The organism is Rhizobium sp. ERR 942 (assembly GCF_007828395.1).
Classification (GTDB): Bacteria; Pseudomonadota; Alphaproteobacteria; order Rhizobiales; family Rhizobiaceae; genus Rhizobium; species Rhizobium dioscoreae.
Window position 1 is genome coordinate 299,697 of the sequence record NZ_VIUA01000001.1, and the last position, 18,179, is coordinate 317,875.

Sequence of the window (18,179 nt, forward strand, 5' to 3'; positions counted from 1 at the left end):
AGCGCGCGTCACAACGGGCTTGTCGAAAGAAGTGTATACGGCAATTCGAAGACGCGTCGTCGATATTACTGAATATCCGAACAGTCGGAACCGGCGAAGATCACTAAAAACAGGTAGAGCATGTCGAGCCCAATCGATCTGGAAAATGCCGATGAGGAATTGGAAGAACGTGGCGGTATCGTCGGTCTGTTGAACCGCTACCGGGCGCTGATCGTCGCTCTCCTCACTGTGGCCGTCTTCTGCATCGCCGCCTATGCGATCTACGACCTGACGACCGAGGTGCGTTATGATGACGTCGTCCACGCCCTGACGACGACGAAGATCTCCTCGGTGCTGCTGGCGCTGCTGTTTACCGGTCTGAGCTTCGCCTCCCTGATCTTCTACGACCAGAATGCGCTCGAGTATATCGGCAAGCGGCTGCCGTTTCCGCATGTGGCGCTGACCTCCTTCAGCGCCTACGCGGTCGGCAACACGGCTGGTTTCGGCGCGCTCAGCGCCGGTGCGATCCGCTATCGCGCCTATACCCGGCTCGGGCTGTCGCCCGACGACATTACCCGCGTCATTGCTTTCGTCACGCTTGCCTTTGGTCTTGGCCTGGCTGCCGTCGGTGCTATCGCGCTTCTGGTCATCGCCGATGAGATCGGCCCGCTGATCAGCGTCGATGGCCTGTGGCTGCGGTTGATCGCCATCGCCATTCTCGCGGCGCTCGCCTTCGTGATCTATGCCGGCCGCAACGGCCGCGAGGTGCGCATCGGGCCGGTCGAAGTTCGGCTGCCGGATTCGCGCACTTGGTCGCGGCAGTTTCTAGTCACCGCATTCGATATCGCGGCCTCGGCCTCCGTGCTCTATGTGCTGCTGCCGGAAACCTCTATCGGATGGCCCGGCTTCTTCGCCATCTATGCCATCGCTGTCGGCCTCGGCGTGCTCAGCCACGTTCCGGCCGGCTTCGGTGTGTTCGAGACGATCATCATCGCTTGGCTCGGCAGTTCCGTGAATGAGGACGCCGTTTTGAGCTCGCTGGTTCTTTATCGCGTCATTTACAACGTCATCCCGCTCGTTATCGCGATCGCCGCGATCTCGGTGGCGGAGCTGCGTCGTTTCGTCGATCATCCGGTGGCTTCCAGCATGCGCCGCATCGGCGCGCGCGTCATGCCGCAGCTCTTGTCGGCCTTCGCGCTGTTGCTCGGCATGATGCTGGTCTTCTCGAGCGTCACGCCGACGCCGGATCAGAACCTGATCGTGCTGTCCGACTATCTGCCGCTATCGCTGGTCGAGAGCGCGCATTTCCTCTCGAGTCTTCTCGGGCTGACGATCATCGTGGCCGCGCGCGGTCTCAGCCAGCGCCTGGACGGCGCCTGGTGGGTGTCGAGCTTTTCGGCGCTGCTTGCTCTGTTCCTGTCGCTGCTGAAGGCCATCGCCATCGTCGAAGCGGGATTGCTGGCCTTCTTTGTCTTCAGCCTCGTCGTCAGCCGCCGTCTGTTCAAGCGGCCGGCCTCGCTGCTCAACCAGACGCTGACGGCCGGATGGCTGACGGCCATTGCCGTCATCTGCATCGGCGCGATCGTGGTGCTGTTCTTCGTCTATCGCGATGTCGGATACAGCAATCAGCTCTGGTGGCAATTCGAATTTGCCGATGAGGCACCGCGCGGACTTCGCGCGGCTCTCGGTATTTCCATCCTGTCCTCGGCGATCGCGATCTTCAGCCTTCTGCGCCCGGCGACGAAGCGCCTGGAGCCCGTTACGGACGATGCGGTAACGCGTGCCGTCGAAATCGTCCGCAAGCAAGGCGTGGCCGATGCCAATCTGGTGCGCATGGGCGACAAGAACATCATGTTCTCGGAAAAGGGCGATGCCTTCATCATGTACGGCAAGCAGGGCCGTTCGTGGATCGCGTTGTTCGATCCGGTCGGCCCACGTCAGGCGTTGCCCGATCTGATCTGGCGTTTCGTGGAGGCCGCACGCGCGGCAGGTTGCCGCTCGGTGTTCTACCAGATCTCGCCCGCACTTCTGTCCTATTGCGCCGATGCGGGCCTGCGTGCCTACAAGCTCGGTGAATTGGCCGTGGTCAATCTTGCCAATTTCGAGCTCAAGGGCGGCAAATGGGCGAACCTCAGACAGACGGCGAGTCGCGCGGTTCGCGACGGACTAGAATTTGCCGTTATCGAACCTCAAGATATACCTGAAGTCATGGATCAGCTTGCCCATGTGTCCGACACATGGCTTGCCGATCACAATGCCAAGGAAAAGAGCTTCTCGCTTGGCGCGTTCGATCCGGACTACGTGTGCTCGCAGCCGATCGGCGTGTTGAAAAAGGATGGTAATATCGTCGCTTTTGCGAATATCCTGATGACGGAGACCAAGGAGGAGGGATCCGTCGACCTGATGCGTTTTTCGCCCGATGCCCCGAAGGGTTCGATGGATTTTCTGTTCGTGCAGATCCTCGAATACCTCAAAAGCCAGGGCTTTCAGCGTTTCAACCTCGGCATGGCACCGCTATCGGGCATGTCGAGACGGGAATCGGCGCCGGTTTGGGATAGGGTCGGGGGGACTGTCTTCGAACACGGCGAGCGGTTTTATAATTTCAAAGGGCTTCGTGCCTTCAAATCCAAGTTCCATCCCGAATGGCAGCCGCGCTACCTGGCTGTTTCGGGAGGTGTAAGTCCAATAATCGCGTTGATGGATGCCACATTCCTCATCGGGGGCGGACTTAAGGGGGTCGTGAGGAAATGATCTTGAAATACGCAATGTCATTGGCTTTCGCATGCATGGTGTCGATGGGCCTGCTGGTGTCGGGTCCGGCACGCGCGGAAGCCGACGATGCCAAATACGATCTCGGCATGATCCCGGCTCCGCATATCATGCGCCCGCAGGGCAAGGTTTCGAACGAAGTCGTGCTGATTTCCGATCTCGCCGGCTGGGGCGACAAGGAAAAAGCGGTCGCCGACAAGCTGGTCGCCAACGGTTCGCTTGTGATCGGTATCGACTATCCGTCCTTCCTGGCTTCGCTCAACAAATACGATGTCAGCCAGAATGACGGCTGTATCTATATCGTCTCGGATCTGGAGTCGCTCAGCCAGCAGGTGCAGCGGTCCTTTGCCGACAGCACCTACCAGCTGCCTATCATCGCCGGTGTCGGCGCCGGTGGTGCCATGGCGTTGACGATTGCCGCCCAGACGCCGGATGCGACAGTTGCCGGTACGCTGGCCGTCGATCCGACCGCGGGCATCGCGCTGAAGCAGGAGCTTTGCACGCCGGCCGAGAAGAAAACCGATGGCGACATGGTGTCCTTCGGCCTGCAGGAAGGCGCCTTGCCGAACCCGATCCTCGTGACGTTCACGGCCAATGCGCCGAAGGACGGGCGCGACCATGTCGAGGAGATCCAGAAGGACCATCCCGAAGTCCAAACCACGAATTCGGATAATGCCGATACCTATACGACGCTTGAGGCATCGCTCGCCGATCTGATGAAGACGATCGACAGCTCCAAGTCGCCGCTTGGGCTGCCCGTCGACATCATGGAAACGACGCCGACCGAAGACACGCTTGCAATCGTCTATTCGGGCGATGGCGGCTGGCGCGACATCGACAAGGAAGTGGGCAGCTATCTGCAGGACCAGGGCATTCCGGTCGTAGGCGTCGATACCCTGCATTATTTCTGGACCGAGAAGGACCCGCAGCAGACTGCGAACGACCTCGGCCGGATCATCGATTTCTACACCAAGCGCTTCAAGGTCAAGCATGTGGTGCTGGTCGGCTATTCCTTTGGCGCCGATGTGCTGCCGGCGAGCTACAATCGCCTGCCACAGTCTGAAAAAGACAAGATCGTACAGATGTCGCTGCTGTCCCTGTCGCAGAAGGTCGACTACGTGATCTCGGTCATGGGCTGGCTTGGTGCTTCGAGCGAGGGTAAGGGCGGCAATCCCGTCAACGACCTCAAGTCGATCAATCCGAAAATGGTGCAATGCGTCTATGGTAAGGATGACGACGAAGATGTTGCCTGCCCGCTGCTGAAGGGCACTGGCGCGGAAGTCATCGCCATGGATGGCGGTCACCATTTCGACGACGACTATGAGGCGCTGGCGAACCACATCATCAATGGACTGAAGAGCCGCCTCGGCGAGTAATTGCAAGCGGCGCGCGGCATGTATCATTGCCGCGCGCCCTTTCTCATCTTTCCCCACCGTCTCCAGCCGACTTTCTCGAGCGTCCTGCGCAGCATTTATTTGCTTCTTTCGACGGCTGCCGTTAGTCGAGAAGGGCATATCATGAGCGTCGCGTTTGCCGCAGGTGCTCACCGTCTCATCCAGAAAGGTCCGCCCTTGTCCGCCGCAACGAATTCTGCCTTCACCAAGACCTTTTCCGGCTTCCTGTTCGACATGGACGGCACGATCATCAATTCGATTGCCGCCGCCGAGCGCGTCTGGGGCAACTGGGCTCGCGCTCAGGGTCTTGATGTCGAGAAGTTCATGCCGACAATGCATGGCAAGCGCGGTGTCGATACGATCGGCCAGTTGAACCTGCCTGGTGTCGATCCGGTCGCAGAAGCGCTGAAGATCACCGAAGCCGAGATTGCCGATGTCGAGGGCGTGATCGCACTGCCAGGCGCCGTCGATTTTCTTGCATCGCTGCCGCCGGAGCGCTGGGCAATCGTTACTTCGTCGCCCTATCGGCTGGCGCTGGCGCGGCTGGACGCGGCCGGGATCCCGGTTCCACGCTTCATGGTCACCGCCGAAGACGTGAAGGTCGGCAAGCCTGATCCGCAGGGCTATATTCTTGGCGCCCAGCGCCTTGGCCTCAGCCCTTCGGAATGCCTGGTGTTTGAAGACGTCTTGGCCGGTGTCAAGGCTGGCGAAGCGGCCGGTGCCGACGTGGTGGTCATCACTGCGACGCATTCGCATCCGATCGAAACCGATCACACGATGCTGCGAAATTACGAAAATGTCCGCGTGCATGTGGATGGCGACGGAAAATTGTCGATCATCCGCAAGGATTGAAAGAGCGGACTTCCTTCTGCGACGGCTGGATGTCGCTTTCGCGCTTTGCAACGGGCGGTCGGCTCATTATGTTTTCGTGATATCATAGATATTTGCGAAGATCCGATGAGCCTCAAAGAGCTGAAAGCCCAATATCGCAGCGAGCGCCTGGCGGCGCGAGATGCTATTCCAGCGGAAGATCGCATCGAAAAGGCCCTCGCGATGGCGACGCATGGTGGCCAGGCAATCGATGTCGGGCCGGCGGAGATCATCTCCGGTTTCCTGCCGATACGCTCCGAAGTGGATATAAGGCCGTTGATGGCGCGGTTGCGCGAGCGCGGCGCGCGGCTTTGTGTGCCTGTCATTCTTGATCGCAACACCATCGTCTTTCGCGAGCTTGTTGCAGGCGCGCCCTTGGTTCCGGTCGGATTCGGAACTTTTGGACCGGGGCCTGAAGCGGCTGAGCTGGACCCCGATGTCATGCTGGTGCCGCTTTCCGCTTTCGACAGGACCGGTCATCGTATCGGCTACGGAGCGGGTCACTACGACCGCGCAATCGAGCGTTTGCATCAAAAAGGCCTGAATCCGCGGCTGATCGGCATTGCATTCGATTGCCAAGAAGTGCCATCAGTGCCGGCTGAGCCGCATGACGTCCGTCTTGACGCGATTTTGACCGAGAGCGGACTCAATTTCGTTTCGGAAGTGATTGGATAGCGAATGCGGCTGCTTTTTCTGGGAGATATGGTCGGCAAGACGGGACGGACCGCGGTGTGGGAGCGCCTGCCGGGCCTCGTATCCGACCTGAAGCTCGATTTCGTCATCGTCAATGGCGAAAACGCCGCCGGCGGCTTCGGTATCACCGAGGATATCTTCCTGGAAACGATCAATGCCGGCGCCGATGTCGTGACGACCGGCAACCATGTCTGGGACCAGAAGGAAGCTGTCGTTTTCTGCGAGCGCCACGACCAGTTCCTGCGCCCCGCCAACTATCCGGCCGGCACGCCCGGCCGCGGCTCCGGCCTCTATTATGCGCGCAACGGCGCTCGCGTTCTTGTCGCGAACATCATGGGTCGCGTCTTCATGCATCCGGAGCTGGACGATCCCTTCAAGTCGGCCGAGGCCATCCTCGATGCCTGTCCGCTGAAGGAACAGGCCGATGCCATCGTCTTCGATTTCCATGCGGAGGCGACGAGCGAAAAGCAGTGTTTCGGCCACTTCGTCGATGGCCGTGCGAGCTTCGTCGTCGGCACACATACGCATGTGCCGACTGCGGACGCGCAGATCCTGAACGGCGGCACCGCCTATATGTCGGATGCCGGCATGTGCGGCGATTACGATTCATCGCTCGGCATGGAGAAGGAAGAGCCGCTCAACCGCTTCATCTCAAAGATGCCGAAGGGACGTTTCGAGGCGGCTTCGGGGCCCGCCACCATCTGCGGCGTCGGCGTGGAAATTTCCGACGCGACGGGCCTGGCCGAAAAGATCGCACCGCTCCGGCTTGGCCCAAGGCTTGCGGAGACCATTCCGGACTTCTGGCGCTGATCGCTGCACTAGAGCCGGATGATTTTAGGTCAGGTCGACCTAAATCTGAATCCGCTCTAGAATCAAACAAGTAGAGCGTGATGTCGTCCGAAAACCGCATACACTTTTCGGCATCACGCTCTATAATTCATCATCACCATATGATGACGCGATTGTGAGCAATCCTGGCTGATTGCCGCTGGACCTGTTTCCGGTCATGCCGCATCCTTCGGCCACTATCTGGCTTGAGGGGATGGCATGTTACAGCGATTTCCTGTCTTTGCCGCGTTTTTCCTGGCGCTGATTTTTTACTGGAGCGCGGCTGACGCCCAGCAAAAGCCTTCTCGTCCGCAACCCAGCCAATGCCAGGCGATCGCGCAATCTCTTTCGGGAGCAACTTTCGCCAGCTTTTCTTCTCCCGGTCCGACGCTCGCCGATGATCCCGTTGATGGCGAGGTGAAGATCACCTTCCTTGGCCATGCCACGCTCTTCATCGAAACGCCAGGCGGCGTTTCTATCGCCACGGATTATAGCGGCGCCTATCCGCCGCCTTATACGCCTGAGGTCGTGACGATGAACAAGGCGCATCCGAGCCACTACACGCTGACGCCGGACCCGGCGATCAAATATGTGCTGCACGGCTGGAGCGACACGCCGGGGGAGCCGGCAAAGATCCGCATGACCGTTGGCGATACATTGATCCGCAATGTCGTCACCGACATTCGCTCCTGGGGCGGCGGCATCGAAGCCAATGGCAATTCGATCTTCATCTTCGAGGTGGCTGGTCTCTGTATCGGCCATCTTGGGCATCTGCATTTCGAACTCACCGACCAGCAATATGCGGAGATCGGTCGGCTCGACGTGGTGATGGTGCCGGTCGATGGCGGCCTGACCATGGGGGCCGACAGCATGAGCCGCGTGGTGAAAAGGCTGCGTTCCTCGCTGATCCTGCCCATGCATCGCTGGGGTCCACCGGTTGATCAGTTTCTCGCCCTGTTCGGTCCCGATTTCGACGTCGCCTATGCTCCGACCCCGAGCGTCACGGTCTCGGTGAAGAGCTTGCCGCACAAGCCGCTGATCTATGTGCTCAAGGGGCTTTGACCATCGCGATCACTTTTGAGATCTTCTCGATCGCGACCGCTCTCCATCCCCATTATCCGGCTTTTCACTTGAATGAAGGCCGCTTCGCTCTTATAAGGCGGCCATTCCCAACAAAAGACGTGAACAGGGGTGCCATGGCTGGCCATTCACAGTTTAAAAACATCATGCACCGCAAGGGCCGTCAGGACGCGGTGCGCTCGAAAATGTTCTCGAAGCTGGCGCGCGAAATCACGGTCGCTGCCAAGACGGGTCTGCCCGATCCGGCCATGAACGCGAGCCTGCGTCTGGCGATCCAGAACGCCAAGGCGCAGTCGATGCCGAAGGACAACATCGATCGTGCCATCAAGAAGGCTTCCGGTGCCGACACCGAGAATTACGATGCGATCCGTTACGAGGGCTACGGTCCGGGCGGCACCGCGATCATCGTCGAAGCACTGACCGACAACCGCAACCGCACGGCGTCCAACGTCCGCTCGATCTTCACGAAGGCCGGCGGTGCGCTGGGCGAAACCGGTTCGGTTTCCTTCTCCTTCGACCATGTCGGCGAAATCACCTACAAGCCTTCCGCCGGCGATGCCGATAAGGTCATGGAAGCAGCGATCGAAGCGGGTGCCGATGACGTCGAAAGCGACGAAGAAGGCCATGTGATCATCTGCGCCTTCGAATCCCTCGGCGAAGTCGCAAAGGCGCTCGAAGCGACGCTCGGCGAAGCCGAAACCGTCAAGGCGATCTGGCGCGCGCAGAACAACGTGCCGGTCGACGAAGAAAAGGCCCAGTCGCTGATGAAGCTCATCGAAAACCTGGAAGACGATGACGACGTCCAGAACGTCTATTCGAATTTCGAAGTTTCGGACGAAGTTCTGGCCAAGCTCTCAGCCTGATCCTTTGTAGTTATTCAAAAAAGCCGGCTGCAGCGATGCGGCCGGCTTTCTGCGTTATGGGGCTGTCGCGCGGATAAAATCGTCGCGGAAGGTGGAGAGATCCAATGCGGCGACATCGGAGACCGCCCAGAAGACCAGCCCATCCGCATGCCATTCGGCGAAATTATAACCATCCTTCTCGGCATTGGTTTTGGCTCCCGCAGCACCGGGCCAGATGAAGAGATTGATGACATGGCCATGCCGGCGATAGATCAGTGCCGCCACCACCCGCCCGTCGAGATAATCCACCCTGCCGCCCACGAGAGGGAAGCCCTGTGCCGCCAGATCGACCACCGGCGGGGAGAAATCGATCTTGCCGTTGAACCACGGTTTGACCGTGTGCTGGTCTGAGGTCAGCACGTCGGTGAGGTGATCGGCGAGCATCGAGCGCACGTGGCTTGCGAGAAGCTGATCCTCGATCGTCTGGCTCTGCTGCGGCACGTTCAGAACCAGCATGAGGCTGGCGGCGAGAACGGCAAGCGAGGGCACGAAGCTCCATTCGCGCACGAGCCGCCAGACATGCTGCCACGGGCTCTCCGTGTGGCTCGCGGCTCCGGTTGCACGCCTCATCATGGATTGCTCCAGCGTGAGTGCCGCCTGCACGCGGGCATGGACGGTATCAGGCGCTTGCCATTTCACACCCTCGCGCGCGGAAAGACGCTTGACCATCATGGCATTCTCCAACTCGCCCGCGCAGTCCCGGCAGGTCGCCAGATGTGCCTCGAAGCGCGCGGCATTGGCCGCGTCAAGTTCGCCGTCGATGAAGCCGTGCAGCAGGTCGTTCCATTCGCCGTGATCATTATGGTCTCCGCCGCTCATCGTGCCGCCTCCGGTCCTTCGAGGCTACGCCAGACCTCGCCGAAATCGTGGCGGGCGCGGGCAAGGCGCGACATGACGGTGCCGATCGGCGCGTCGATGATCTCGGCGATTTCCTTGTAGGAGAGATCCTCGAGTTCGCGCAGAACCAGAACCTCGCGCATGGCATCAGGCAACCGGTTGATGACCTCGCGCACCCGCTGCGTTTCCGATTTACGTACGAAGGCGGCCTCGGGCGTGTCCTCTTCGGAGGCAGGATCAGGAGAGGACAAGCCCTCATCCGAATCCCGTTCGTCCGTCATCGGCTGCTCATAGCGGCTCTTGCGCCGCCCCTCCTGCAGCCAGGCGTGATAGCAGTTGCGGACGATGGTGAAGGTCCAGGCGCGGGCATCGCCATCGCGAAAGCCGCCAAAGCCGCGATAGGCGCGCAGATATGCCTCCTGCACGATATCCTGCGCGGCATCGGCGTCGCGGCTCAGGAAACGCGCAAAATTATAGGCGGCGTCGAGATGCGGGATGATCGTTTGTTGGAAGCGGCGCATGCTCTCGTCAGGCGAGACGATCACACGTTTCAATGGCGCCGCGCCGGCAGTGGATTGAGCGACCGCCATCTGGACGGCGTGATTGCCGGGCTTCGCCTCGGCAATGAAACGACGCAGGCGAGCCAGAAATCGCGCAAACCTGCTGATCGCGGTGTTTTGCGGCGAGTGCCATGTCCATGGGTGGAGCTGGCCGCCGAGCGTTATCGAACTCACAAGTCGGGCGTCTGTCATCATGATCCCCGCGAAACGCCGATACCGACTGTAAGCTTCGGATAAGGCGCTTGCAATGTTGCCTGAGAGGCTAGATCGCGCTCGCGCGGGTTTTATTCCCGGTCGGATGAAAAAATTCAACGCGAGGGAATGCGGAGTGTCCATCATCCCATCCGTCAATCTCCCGCCGCTAAAATAATCGAATGGATTTCAACGGCTTGCAAGAAATCTTCGGTCGAGGGGGAATAAGCGCTCATCACCATCGATCTTCTTCCTCAGCGGACGGCCGCAGTCGCTTGCGACCTCCGCCTGGCCCGAAAAGCCATAACCCTGAGGAGATATTGCGATGTTTGATATGACCCGCCGCGCCGTGCTCGGCACGGCTGCAGCTGCGGCAGCCTTCGGGCTGTCGTCGAAGCTCGAATTCATACCGCAAGCCTTTGCCGCCACGCCGCTGGAGCCGACGGTCGGCTTCTACAAATACAAGGTCGGTTCGATCGAGGTCACGGCCATCTATGACGGCATCTGGCGCAAGCCGCACGATCCGGCCTTCATCAAGAACGCCTCCGTCGAAGACACCAAGGAAGCGCTTTCCAAGGCCGGTCTCACTACAGACTTCATGCCCATTCCGCTGACCGTCGTCGTTCTCGATATCGGTGGCCGCAAGATCATGATGGATGCCGGCTCCGGTGTCGGACAGTGGCAGACCAATGCCACGCATCTGCCGGCCAACATGGCTGCCGCCGGCATCGACTACAAGAAGATCGATACGATCATGATCTCGCATTTCCATCCCGACCACGTCTGGGGCCTGATGGAAAAGGGAACGAATGCGGCCGTCTTCCCGAATGCCGAGCTGATCGTCAATGCGGCCGAATACAACTGGTGGACCGATCCCGGCCGTGTCGACAAGCTGGCGGAGGGCCGCAAGGAAGCCGGCCGGCGCATCGCCTCCGTCTTTCCGACCTGGAAGAACTGGAAACTGGTCGACGACAATGCCGAAGTCGCGCCCGGCGTGCATATGCTCGCCGCTTATGGTCACACACCCGGCCATTCGGTCTTCCTCATCGACGGCGGCAGCGAACAGCTGATGGTCTCGGCCGACATCATGTATGTGCCGGCGCTGCTTGCACCTCATCCGGAATGGGAAGGCGCCTACGACCAGGACGGCCCGATGGCCGTCGCCACTCGCCGCAGGCTGATCGACCGCGTCATTGCCGACAAGATCAGGATTTGCGGCTCGCACTTCCCATTCCCGGGCTCCGGCACCTTCGTCAAGGACAGCAATGCGTACGGCTTCACCCCCACCATCCAGGCCTGAGCGGCCAGAAAGAGGAGCAACTACCATGTTCAGACATGCCATTTTCGGGATCGCCGGCCTGTGTGCCGTTGCCATTCTTCCGGCCGCAACGGCAAGCGTTGCCTTTGCCGTCGATAATATGGAATCGACCGATGCACCGGACCTGACCTCCGTGCGTGCCAAGATCGACGCGAAGGACTATGCCGGCGCGCTTGCCGAGCTTCGCGATATCGCCGAAGAGCATCAGCAGGCTGATGTCTACAATCTGATGGGCTTCACCCTGCGCAAGACCGGCGACTTCAAGACGTCGCTCACCTACTACACCAAGGCTCTCGAGTTGCAGCCTGATCACAAGGGCGCGCACGAATATCTCGGGGAACTCTATGTCGAGACCGGCGACATGCCCAAGGCTCGCGAGCAGCTGGCAACGTTGACCAAGCTTTGCCCTAGTGGATGCGAGGAGCTTGAGGACCTGACCAAGGCGATATTAGCCAAGGCCAACAACTGAAGCCTGATCTCCATCGTTCCGGCGGCATTTCCCTTTGACCATGTCTTGGAGGTGCTGCCGGGGATGATCGGAGCTTCGGTGAACTTATCACGGGAAGGAGAAAGGTCATGGAATTCGAAGAGGAGAATGCCATTCTGGTCAACTTCGCCGATATGGCGCTGCTGTTCGGCCGTATCCTCTTATCGCTGCTCTTTCTGGAAGAGGGTATCGAACTTGCCAGCAATTTTGACGTTGCATTGGAGGCCATGGCCAAGCTTGGCGTCACGGCTCCCATCGCGATTGCCACCATCATGCTGCAACTTGGCGCCGGGTTTGCCATTGCGTTCGGGTTGATGACCCGCCTGGCGGCATTCGGTTTGGGCCTGTTCTGCTTGTTGACGGCAATGCTCTTTCACACGAATTTCGCCAGCCACAACGAATTGCTGCATTTCGAAAAGGATCTGGCGATCGCGGGCGGTATGTTTGCCCTGATCGTCGCCGGCGCCGGCAAGCTGTCGCTCGACATGCTCATCCGGCGTCATTGGAAGGCGAGGCTCGTGGCTTGAGCGCGTCGATTATCCGGTGAGCCGAACAAAGGGATTTGGCTCACCGGCTGAACTGTTTTCCCCGGAAATCAGGAGACCTTCTTGAAGCTCGGAAGCGTTGCAAAGAGTTCCACGGATTTCAGCCGTGCTTCGATGTCATGGATCGGCATCGAAATGATCACTTCATCGGCTTCGGTGTCCTTAATGAACTGCGAAATCTTCTTTTCGGCCGTCTCAGGCGAACCGACGACGGCATAGCGCAGCGTATTTTCCACATTCAGTTTTTCCATCGGCGTCCAGAAATCGTCCATGTCGCTGCGTGGGCGCGGGAAGGGGCCACGCACGTTGCGGCGGAGATTGACGAATTGCTGCTGTGCGGAGGTGAAGTGATATTGCGCCTCGTCATCCGTATCCGCCACAGCACCCATCGCGCCGACCATGACATAGGGCTTGTCCAATGTGGCCGAAGGCGTGAAGCGCTCGCGATAGATGGCGATGGCGTCCATCAAGGCTTCCGGTGCAAAATGCGAGGCGAAGGCGTAGGGGAGACCGAGCATGGCGGCGAGATGGGCGCTGTAGAGGCTGGAGCCGAGCAGCCAGATGGGGATATTGGCGCCATGGCCGGGAACGGCAAGAATGATCTGGTTGTCGTCGGCTGGACTGAAGAGATGCTGCAGCTCGACGATATCCTGAGGGAAGCTCTGCGCACCGGCCTCGATATTCCGCCGAAGGGCTTGCGCGGTGCGCATGTCGGTGCCCGGTGCGCGCCCAAGGCCGAGATCGACGCGACCGGGGAACAATGCTTCCAGCGTGCCGAACTGTTCGGCAATGACGAGCGGCGAATGGTTCGGCAGCATGACGCCGCCCGAACCGATGCGGATGCGCGAGGTTGCCGCGCCGACATGGCCGATGACGACCGATGTCGCGGCGCTGGCGACACCCGGCATGCCGTGATGCTCGGCTAGCCAGAATCGATTGTAACCAAGTTCTTCCGCCTTCTGCGCCATGCGCTTCGAACTCTCGAAGGACTGGCTGATGGTGCTGCCTTCGGCAACGGGCGAAAGATCGAGGATGGAAAAGGGGACCATGGCAAGAAACCTGCGTGGTGGAAGGGAGGGTCGCTAGCACATGTAGGAGCGCGACTTCCTCATTCCAAACCCTGACGCCGCAATTTCGTCACGATGTTTTCAGCGCGGCTCCGGCAACCCAATCCAGGCCTTGTTTTTGTTTTGTTCACATTTTGCTGGCACATGTGAGGCCTGAAAGATAGGGTGACCCATGCAGAATACGATTCGCATCATCGGCATCGATCCGGGCTTGCGCCGCACCGGCTGGGGTATCATCGATACGCTTGGTAATTCCCTGCGCTTCGTGGCGTCGGGGACCGTGACCTCGGATGGCGATATGGATCTCGCATCCCGCCTTTGCCAGCTTCATGACGGGCTCGCTGATGTCGTTCACAGCTACAAGCCGGACGAGGCTGCCGTCGAACAGACTTTCGTCAACAAGGATGCGGTGGCGACGCTGAAGCTCGGCCAAGCGCGTGGCGTCGTCATGCTGGTGCCGGCACGCGCCGGCCTGCCGGTGTCGGAATATGCGCCAAATGCGGTCAAGAAGGCCGTCATCGGCGTCGGCCACGGTGAGAAGCAGCAGATCCACATGATGCTGAAGATCCTGATGCCCAAGGTCGAGTTCAAGGGTAATGACGCCGCGGATGCGCTCGCCATTGCTGTCTGTCATGCCCACAACCGCAGTGCCAGCCGGCTGCGGCAGGCGGCGTTGGCAGGATAGTTTGTTCTTGACTTGTTCCTATGGTAATGATAATTCTTACTCTGTAATGGGAGAGTAAGAATGCGTGTGACATCCAAAGGACAGGTGACCATCCCCCGCGACTTGCGTCAGTTGGCTGGCATAGAGCTCAATAGCGAGGTCATATTCTCCATCGAGGATGGAAAGCTGGTTGTTTCGCCCAAGAACGGCAAGCGAGAGATCGAGGATCGGCAGCGGCTCGATCGGTTCATGGCAACCCTCAAGCGCCTGGAAGGCACCGGTGATCAGGATATTGACGCCGAAGCGCTGATGTCGATGACGCGTGACCGGTAGGCATGGTCACCATCGTCGACACAAATGTGTTGGTTGACCTGGCGATATCTGGTTCAGCCTGGCACGGCTGGTCCAGTGGGCAGGTTCTTTCCGCTTTCAAGCGAGGACCGGTGGTTATCAATCCCATCATCTATGCGGAATTCTCGGTGCGTTATAGCAGCATGGATCAAGTGGATGAGCTGCTGCCGCAAAGTGAATTTCGCCGTGAAAGCCTTCCCTGGCCAGCAGCATTCGCCGCAGCGGCGGCTTTTAGGGTCTATCGCCAGGCTGGCGGTGGGAAAGAGCACATTCTTCCAGACTTTCTGATCGGAGCACACGCTGCAGTGCGGGGCTACTCTATATTGACGCGAGATCCCAAGGGCTACCGCTCCTACTTCCCCTCCCTCGACCTCATCACCCCAGAAACCCATCCCTGACGGACGTTATCCATGATCGGCAAGCTGAAAGGCACAATCGAAGAGATCGGCGAGGACTATGTGCTCGTGGACGTGCACGGCGTCTGCTACGTCGCCTATTGCTCGGCCCGGACGCTGTCGAAGCTCGGTTCCGTCGGCGAGGCCTGCATTCTCTTCATCGAGACCTATGTGCGCGAAGACCAGATCCGCCTTTTCGGCTTTATGACGGCGCTGGAACGCGAGTGGTTCAATATCGTGCAGACGGTTCAGGGTGTGGGCGCGAAAGTGGCGCTGGCGCTGCTGTCGACGCTGACGCCGGCCGAGCTTGCCAATGCGATCGCCTTGCAGGATCGCGCCGCCGTTTCGCGGGCGCCGGGTGTCGGTCCGAAGGTTGCTATGCGCATCGTGACGGAACTGAAGAACAAGGCTCCGGCTTTTGCCGGTGATGCCGCCAATATCGGGCTCAAGCAGGAGCTTGGGGAGGGTGTTGCCGCAGCACCGGTAGCCGATGCGGTTTCGGCGCTGACCAATCTCGGCTATTCCCGCGATCAGGCAGCCAACGCCATTGCCGCGGCGATGAAAACGGCCGGTGAGGGCGCCGACAGCGCAAAGCTGATCCGCCTCGGCTTGAAGGAACTGTCGCGGTGAGGCTTTGCACCTTCCGCAATCCTGACTATTGTCGCAAAGTCGGGAGATCGACATGGGGTGCTTTGTTGTCGAAGACTATTTTGAGTGCGGCAGAACGAATGCTGCCTTCGGCGCGGGACCTGCGAAACGCATACCGGGAATGGAACCTCTGACATGAGTGAAGCCGCACGTCTGATATCGCCGGAAAAGCGGGGCGAAGACATCGATGCGACGCTCAGGCCGCAATCGCTGGACGAGTTTACCGGCCAGGCGGAAGCGCGCGCCAATCTGAAGGTCTTCATCGAAGCGGCCAAGGGCCGCGGTGAGGCGCTGGATCATGTCCTGTTCGTCGGCCCGCCCGGCCTTGGCAAGACGACGCTGGCGCAGATCATGGCAAAGGAACTCGGCGTCAATTTCCGCTCGACATCCGGCCCGGTCATCGCCAAAGCGGGCGATCTGGCGGCGCTGCTGACCAATCTCGAAGAGCGCGACGTGCTCTTCATCGACGAAATCCATCGTCTCAATCCGGCCGTCGAGGAAATCCTCTATCCGGCCATGGAGGATTTCCAGCTCGATCTGATCATCGGCGAGGGGCCGGCGGCGCGTTCGGTGAAGATCGATCTCGCCAAGTTCACGCTGGTTGCGGCCACGACCCGCCTCGGCCTGCTGACAACGCCGCTGCGCGACCGTTTCGGCATTCCGGTTCGGCTGAGCTTCTATACGGTGGAGGAGCTTGAGCTGATCGTTCGGCGCGGTGCCAGGCTGATGGGCCTCGGCATGACGGATGAAGGCGCGCGGGAAATTGCGCGACGGGCCCGCGGTACGCCGCGCATCGCCGGCCGCCTGCTGCGTCGCGTGCGCGATTTCGCCGAAGTCGCCAAGGTCGAAGCGGTGACGCGCGAGATTGCCGACGAGGCCTTGACACGGCTTCTCGTTGATAATGTTGGTTTCGACCAGCTCGACAAGCGCTACCTCAATATGATCGCGGTCAATTTCGGCGGCGGGCCTGTGGGTATCGAAACTATTGCAGCCGGGCTTTCCGAGCCGCGGGATGCCATCGAGGATATTATCGAGCCCTATATGATCCAGCAGGGCTTTATTCAGCGTACGCCGCGCGGCCGTGTTTTGACCGCGATTGCCTGGAAACATCTCGGCATGCAGCCGCCCAAGGATCTGGAGGCCGCGCAGTTCGGGTTGTTCCGGGAGGAAGATTGAATGCTCGGCCGTCGTGCCTTCCTGAAGCTTTTCGGCGGCAGCATATTCGGATTGATGGCACTCGAGGGATATGCCCTCGGATACGAGCCGGTCGTTCGTCTCAACGTCACCCGCTATGCGCTGACCCCACCGGGATGGACCTCCGGATTGAAACTCAGAATCGTTGCACTCGCCGATTTCCATGCGTGCGAGCCGTGGATGAATGCCGAGCGCATCGCGTCGATCTGTGCCCATGCCAACGAACTCGGTGGCGACATCATCGTGCTGCTCGGCGATTACACGTCAGGAACAGATCTCATTACCAGCCGTGTCGATCATCGCGTCTGGGCGGCAGAGCTTGCGAAGCTGAAGGCGCCGCTCGGTGTCCATGCTATCATCGGTAATCACGACTGGTGGCATGATTCGACTGCGCAAAGAACCGGTCATGGCCCGACATTCAGCCATCGGGCATTGGAAGCTGTCGGTATTGAAGTCTATTCCAATCGCGCGGCGCGCCTGGAGAAGAATGGACAAGGCTTCTGGCTTGCTGGCGTCGAGGACCAGTTGGCCTTGCGTCGCAGCATGCGCTGGAAGAGGCCGCTTACCAAGGGTCTGGACGATCTCGGCGGCACGATGGCGCAGATCGGCGACGACGCGCCGGTGATCCTTATGGCCCATGAGCCCGATATCTTTCCTGCTGTTCCCCAGCGTGTCTCGCTCACTTTGTCAGGACACACCCATGGCGGGCAGGTAAGAATTTTCGGCTGGTCGCCTTATTCGCCCTCGCGTTACGGTGACCGGTATGTTTATGGCCATATCGTCGAGGAGGAGCGCCATATTATCGTGTCCGGCGGCCTTGGCTGCTCCATCGCGCCGGTACGCTTCGGCGTGCCGCCTGAAATCGTCGTGATCGACGTGGGATAGGGATCATGTCGAAACGCAAGCTCATCAGATTGAATGCCGGTTCCCAGCGCTTCCAGATGCGCATCGCGGGGCTTGGATTTCGCGACGGCCATGTCCTGGTGCATCGCGCCGTGCATGAGACGTTCTGGACCTTTCCCGGCGGTCGGGCGGAGATCGGCGAGACCTCGGAGGAGACCCTGCGGCGTGAGATGATGGAAGAGATCGGCGTTAACGTTACGGTCGGGCGTCTGCTCTGGTCGGTCGAGAATTTCTTCCATTACGAAGAGATGGATTGGCATGAGCTCGGCCTCTACTACCTGATGGAGATTCCGGCGGATTTTCCCTTCGATCCTGCGAAGATCGTGCATCGGATCCAGGATGGCGCTGATGAGCTGGAGTTCAAATGGGTGCGAGCGACACGGGAAGCGCTGGTGGCGCTCGATATCCCACCCTACTTCATCGCCGAAGAAATCGAAAACCTGCCGCTGATGTCTCGCCATCTTGTCTGGCGGGATGGTGATCTCGACAAGGCTTGAAGAGGA

The 18,179-nt window shown here is 59.8% G+C and carries 20 protein-coding genes; 17 read left to right on the forward strand and 3 right to left on the reverse strand.

Features of this window, described 5'->3' with window-relative positions:
* The first annotated feature begins 120 nt into the window (after positions 1–120).
* The 7 genes from mprF to FBZ97_RS01455 all read left to right on the forward strand — a co-directional run bounded on the left by mprF (position 121) and on the right by FBZ97_RS01455 (position 8,476).
* Complete coding sequence (mprF, locus tag FBZ97_RS01425) at positions 121–2,730, forward strand: bifunctional lysylphosphatidylglycerol flippase/synthetase MprF (RefSeq protein ID WP_145316128.1); 2,610 nt, start codon at positions 121–123, stop codon at positions 2,728–2,730.
* Positions 2,727–4,124: an AcvB/VirJ family lysyl-phosphatidylglycerol hydrolase gene (locus FBZ97_RS01430; RefSeq protein WP_145316129.1), complete on the forward strand. Its 1,398-nt coding sequence runs from the start codon at positions 2,727–2,729 to the stop codon at positions 4,122–4,124. The genes mprF and FBZ97_RS01430 overlap by 4 nt, the downstream gene beginning before the upstream one ends.
* 141 nt (positions 4,125–4,265) lie before the next feature.
* Complete coding sequence (locus FBZ97_RS01435) at positions 4,266–4,994, forward strand: HAD family hydrolase (RefSeq protein WP_246661679.1); 729 nt, start codon at positions 4,266–4,268, stop codon at positions 4,992–4,994.
* A 105-nt stretch (positions 4,995–5,099) separates the two neighbouring features.
* Complete coding sequence (locus tag FBZ97_RS01440; protein WP_145316130.1) at positions 5,100–5,687, forward strand: 5-formyltetrahydrofolate cyclo-ligase; 588 nt, start codon at positions 5,100–5,102, stop codon at positions 5,685–5,687.
* A gap of 3 nt (positions 5,688–5,690) precedes the next feature.
* A complete protein-coding gene (locus FBZ97_RS01445; protein ID WP_069611843.1) occupies positions 5,691–6,515 on the forward strand; it encodes a TIGR00282 family metallophosphoesterase in 825 nt (274 codons plus the stop codon).
* Between the two features lie 237 nt (positions 6,516–6,752).
* Positions 6,753–7,595 (forward strand): MBL fold metallo-hydrolase, encoded by an 843-nt coding sequence (locus tag FBZ97_RS01450; protein ID WP_145316131.1) that lies wholly within the window; start codon positions 6,753–6,755, stop codon positions 7,593–7,595.
* Positions 7,596–7,729: 134 nt separating this feature from the next.
* Positions 7,730–8,476, forward strand: coding sequence for a YebC/PmpR family DNA-binding transcriptional regulator (locus FBZ97_RS01455; protein ID WP_069611841.1), 747 nt, complete (start codon positions 7,730–7,732; stop codon positions 8,474–8,476).
* Between the two features lie 54 nt (positions 8,477–8,530).
* Here the strand turns inward: FBZ97_RS01455 and FBZ97_RS01460 are convergent, their stop codons facing one another.
* Positions 8,531–9,334: an anti-sigma factor gene (locus tag FBZ97_RS01460; RefSeq protein ID WP_145316132.1), complete on the reverse strand. Its 804-nt coding sequence runs from the start codon at positions 9,332–9,334 to the stop codon at positions 8,531–8,533.
* A complete protein-coding gene (locus tag FBZ97_RS01465) occupies positions 9,331–10,104 on the reverse strand; it encodes a sigma-70 family RNA polymerase sigma factor (protein ID WP_246661680.1) in 774 nt (257 codons plus the stop codon). Before FBZ97_RS01465 ends, FBZ97_RS01460 begins: the two co-directional genes overlap by 4 nt.
* A 325-nt stretch (positions 10,105–10,429) precedes the next feature.
* Between FBZ97_RS01465 and FBZ97_RS01470 the strand changes: the two genes are divergently transcribed.
* From FBZ97_RS01470 to FBZ97_RS01480, 3 genes are all read left to right on the forward strand, one after another.
* A complete protein-coding gene (locus tag FBZ97_RS01470; RefSeq protein WP_145316133.1) occupies positions 10,430–11,404 on the forward strand; it encodes an MBL fold metallo-hydrolase in 975 nt (324 codons plus the stop codon).
* Positions 11,405–11,429: 25 nt separating this feature from the next.
* On the forward strand, positions 11,430–11,891 hold the full coding sequence (locus tag FBZ97_RS01475) for a tetratricopeptide repeat protein (protein WP_145316135.1): 462 nt from the start codon (positions 11,430–11,432) through the stop codon (positions 11,889–11,891).
* Between the two features lie 107 nt (positions 11,892–11,998).
* Entirely contained in the window at positions 11,999–12,436 is a 438-nt protein-coding gene (locus tag FBZ97_RS01480) for a DoxX family protein (protein WP_145316137.1), read from the forward strand.
* Between the two features lie 68 nt (positions 12,437–12,504).
* Here the strand turns inward: FBZ97_RS01480 and FBZ97_RS01485 are convergent, their stop codons facing one another.
* Complete coding sequence (locus FBZ97_RS01485; protein ID WP_113395231.1) at positions 12,505–13,503, reverse strand: LLM class flavin-dependent oxidoreductase; 999 nt, start codon at positions 13,501–13,503, stop codon at positions 12,505–12,507.
* Positions 13,504–13,693: 190 nt separating this feature from the next.
* On the opposite strand from FBZ97_RS01485, the gene ruvC reads away from it, so the two are divergent.
* From ruvC to FBZ97_RS01520, 7 genes are all read left to right on the forward strand, one after another.
* A complete protein-coding gene (ruvC, locus tag FBZ97_RS01490) occupies positions 13,694–14,206 on the forward strand; it encodes a crossover junction endodeoxyribonuclease RuvC (RefSeq protein ID WP_145316139.1) in 513 nt (170 codons plus the stop codon).
* 60 nt (positions 14,207–14,266) lie between these two features.
* Positions 14,267–14,518 carry an AbrB/MazE/SpoVT family DNA-binding domain-containing protein gene (locus FBZ97_RS01495; protein WP_069611835.1) on the forward strand — a complete coding sequence of 84 codons (252 nt, stop codon included), beginning with the start codon at positions 14,267–14,269 and terminating at the stop codon, positions 14,516–14,518.
* A 2-nt stretch (positions 14,519–14,520) separates the two neighbouring features.
* Positions 14,521–14,934: a type II toxin-antitoxin system VapC family toxin gene (locus FBZ97_RS01500; RefSeq protein ID WP_113330351.1), complete on the forward strand. Its 414-nt coding sequence runs from the start codon at positions 14,521–14,523 to the stop codon at positions 14,932–14,934.
* 12 nt (positions 14,935–14,946) lie between these two features.
* Positions 14,947–15,561, forward strand: coding sequence for a Holliday junction branch migration protein RuvA (gene ruvA / locus FBZ97_RS01505; RefSeq protein WP_113421501.1), 615 nt, complete (start codon positions 14,947–14,949; stop codon positions 15,559–15,561).
* Between the two features lie 153 nt (positions 15,562–15,714).
* On the forward strand, positions 15,715–16,755 hold the full coding sequence (gene ruvB / locus FBZ97_RS01510; protein ID WP_113250509.1) for a Holliday junction branch migration DNA helicase RuvB: 1,041 nt from the start codon (positions 15,715–15,717) through the stop codon (positions 16,753–16,755).
* On the forward strand, positions 16,756–17,658 hold the full coding sequence (locus FBZ97_RS01515) for a metallophosphoesterase (RefSeq protein ID WP_145316142.1): 903 nt from the start codon (positions 16,756–16,758) through the stop codon (positions 17,656–17,658).
* Positions 17,659–17,663: 5 nt separating this feature from the next.
* On the forward strand, positions 17,664–18,173 hold the full coding sequence (locus tag FBZ97_RS01520; RefSeq protein ID WP_186449433.1) for an NUDIX hydrolase: 510 nt from the start codon (positions 17,664–17,666) through the stop codon (positions 18,171–18,173).
* Positions 18,174–18,179 lie beyond the last annotated feature (6 nt).

Bases quoted from the DNA above. Each gene is read 5' to 3' on its own strand.
- ruvA (WP_113421501.1), top strand. From the start codon at position 14,947: ATGATCGGCAAGCTGAAAGGCACAATCGAAGAGATCGGCGAGGACTAT.
- FBZ97_RS01495 (WP_069611835.1), top strand. From the start codon at position 14,267: ATGCGTGTGACATCCAAAGGACAGGTGACCATCCCCCGCGACTTGCGT.
- FBZ97_RS01475 (WP_145316135.1), top strand. From the start codon at position 11,430: ATGTTCAGACATGCCATTTTCGGGATCGCCGGCCTGTGTGCCGTTGCC.
- FBZ97_RS01485 (WP_113395231.1), bottom strand. From the start codon at position 13,503: ATGGTCCCCTTTTCCATCCTCGATCTTTCGCCCGTTGCCGAAGGCAGC.
- FBZ97_RS01500 (WP_113330351.1), top strand. From the start codon at position 14,521: ATGGTCACCATCGTCGACACAAATGTGTTGGTTGACCTGGCGATATCT.
- FBZ97_RS01480 (WP_145316137.1), top strand. From the start codon at position 11,999: ATGGAATTCGAAGAGGAGAATGCCATTCTGGTCAACTTCGCCGATATG.
- mprF (WP_145316128.1), top strand. From the start codon at position 121: ATGTCGAGCCCAATCGATCTGGAAAATGCCGATGAGGAATTGGAAGAA.
- FBZ97_RS01430 (WP_145316129.1), top strand. From the start codon at position 2,727: ATGATCTTGAAATACGCAATGTCATTGGCTTTCGCATGCATGGTGTCG.
- FBZ97_RS01435 (WP_246661679.1), top strand. From the start codon at position 4,266: ATGAGCGTCGCGTTTGCCGCAGGTGCTCACCGTCTCATCCAGAAAGGT.
- FBZ97_RS01520 (WP_186449433.1), top strand. From the start codon at position 17,664: ATGTCGAAACGCAAGCTCATCAGATTGAATGCCGGTTCCCAGCGCTTC.
- FBZ97_RS01445 (WP_069611843.1), top strand. From the start codon at position 5,691: ATGCGGCTGCTTTTTCTGGGAGATATGGTCGGCAAGACGGGACGGACC.
- ruvC (WP_145316139.1), top strand. From the start codon at position 13,694: ATGCAGAATACGATTCGCATCATCGGCATCGATCCGGGCTTGCGCCGC.
- FBZ97_RS01515 (WP_145316142.1), top strand. From the start codon at position 16,756: ATGCTCGGCCGTCGTGCCTTCCTGAAGCTTTTCGGCGGCAGCATATTC.
- FBZ97_RS01460 (WP_145316132.1), bottom strand. From the start codon at position 9,334: ATGAGCGGCGGAGACCATAATGATCACGGCGAATGGAACGACCTGCTG.
- FBZ97_RS01470 (WP_145316133.1), top strand. From the start codon at position 10,430: ATGTTTGATATGACCCGCCGCGCCGTGCTCGGCACGGCTGCAGCTGCG.
- FBZ97_RS01440 (WP_145316130.1), top strand. From the start codon at position 5,100: ATGAGCCTCAAAGAGCTGAAAGCCCAATATCGCAGCGAGCGCCTGGCG.
- FBZ97_RS01455 (WP_069611841.1), top strand. From the start codon at position 7,730: ATGGCTGGCCATTCACAGTTTAAAAACATCATGCACCGCAAGGGCCGT.
- FBZ97_RS01465 (WP_246661680.1), bottom strand. From the start codon at position 10,104: ATGACAGACGCCCGACTTGTGAGTTCGATAACGCTCGGCGGCCAGCTC.
- FBZ97_RS01450 (WP_145316131.1), top strand. From the start codon at position 6,753: ATGTTACAGCGATTTCCTGTCTTTGCCGCGTTTTTCCTGGCGCTGATT.
- ruvB (WP_113250509.1), top strand. From the start codon at position 15,715: ATGAGTGAAGCCGCACGTCTGATATCGCCGGAAAAGCGGGGCGAAGAC.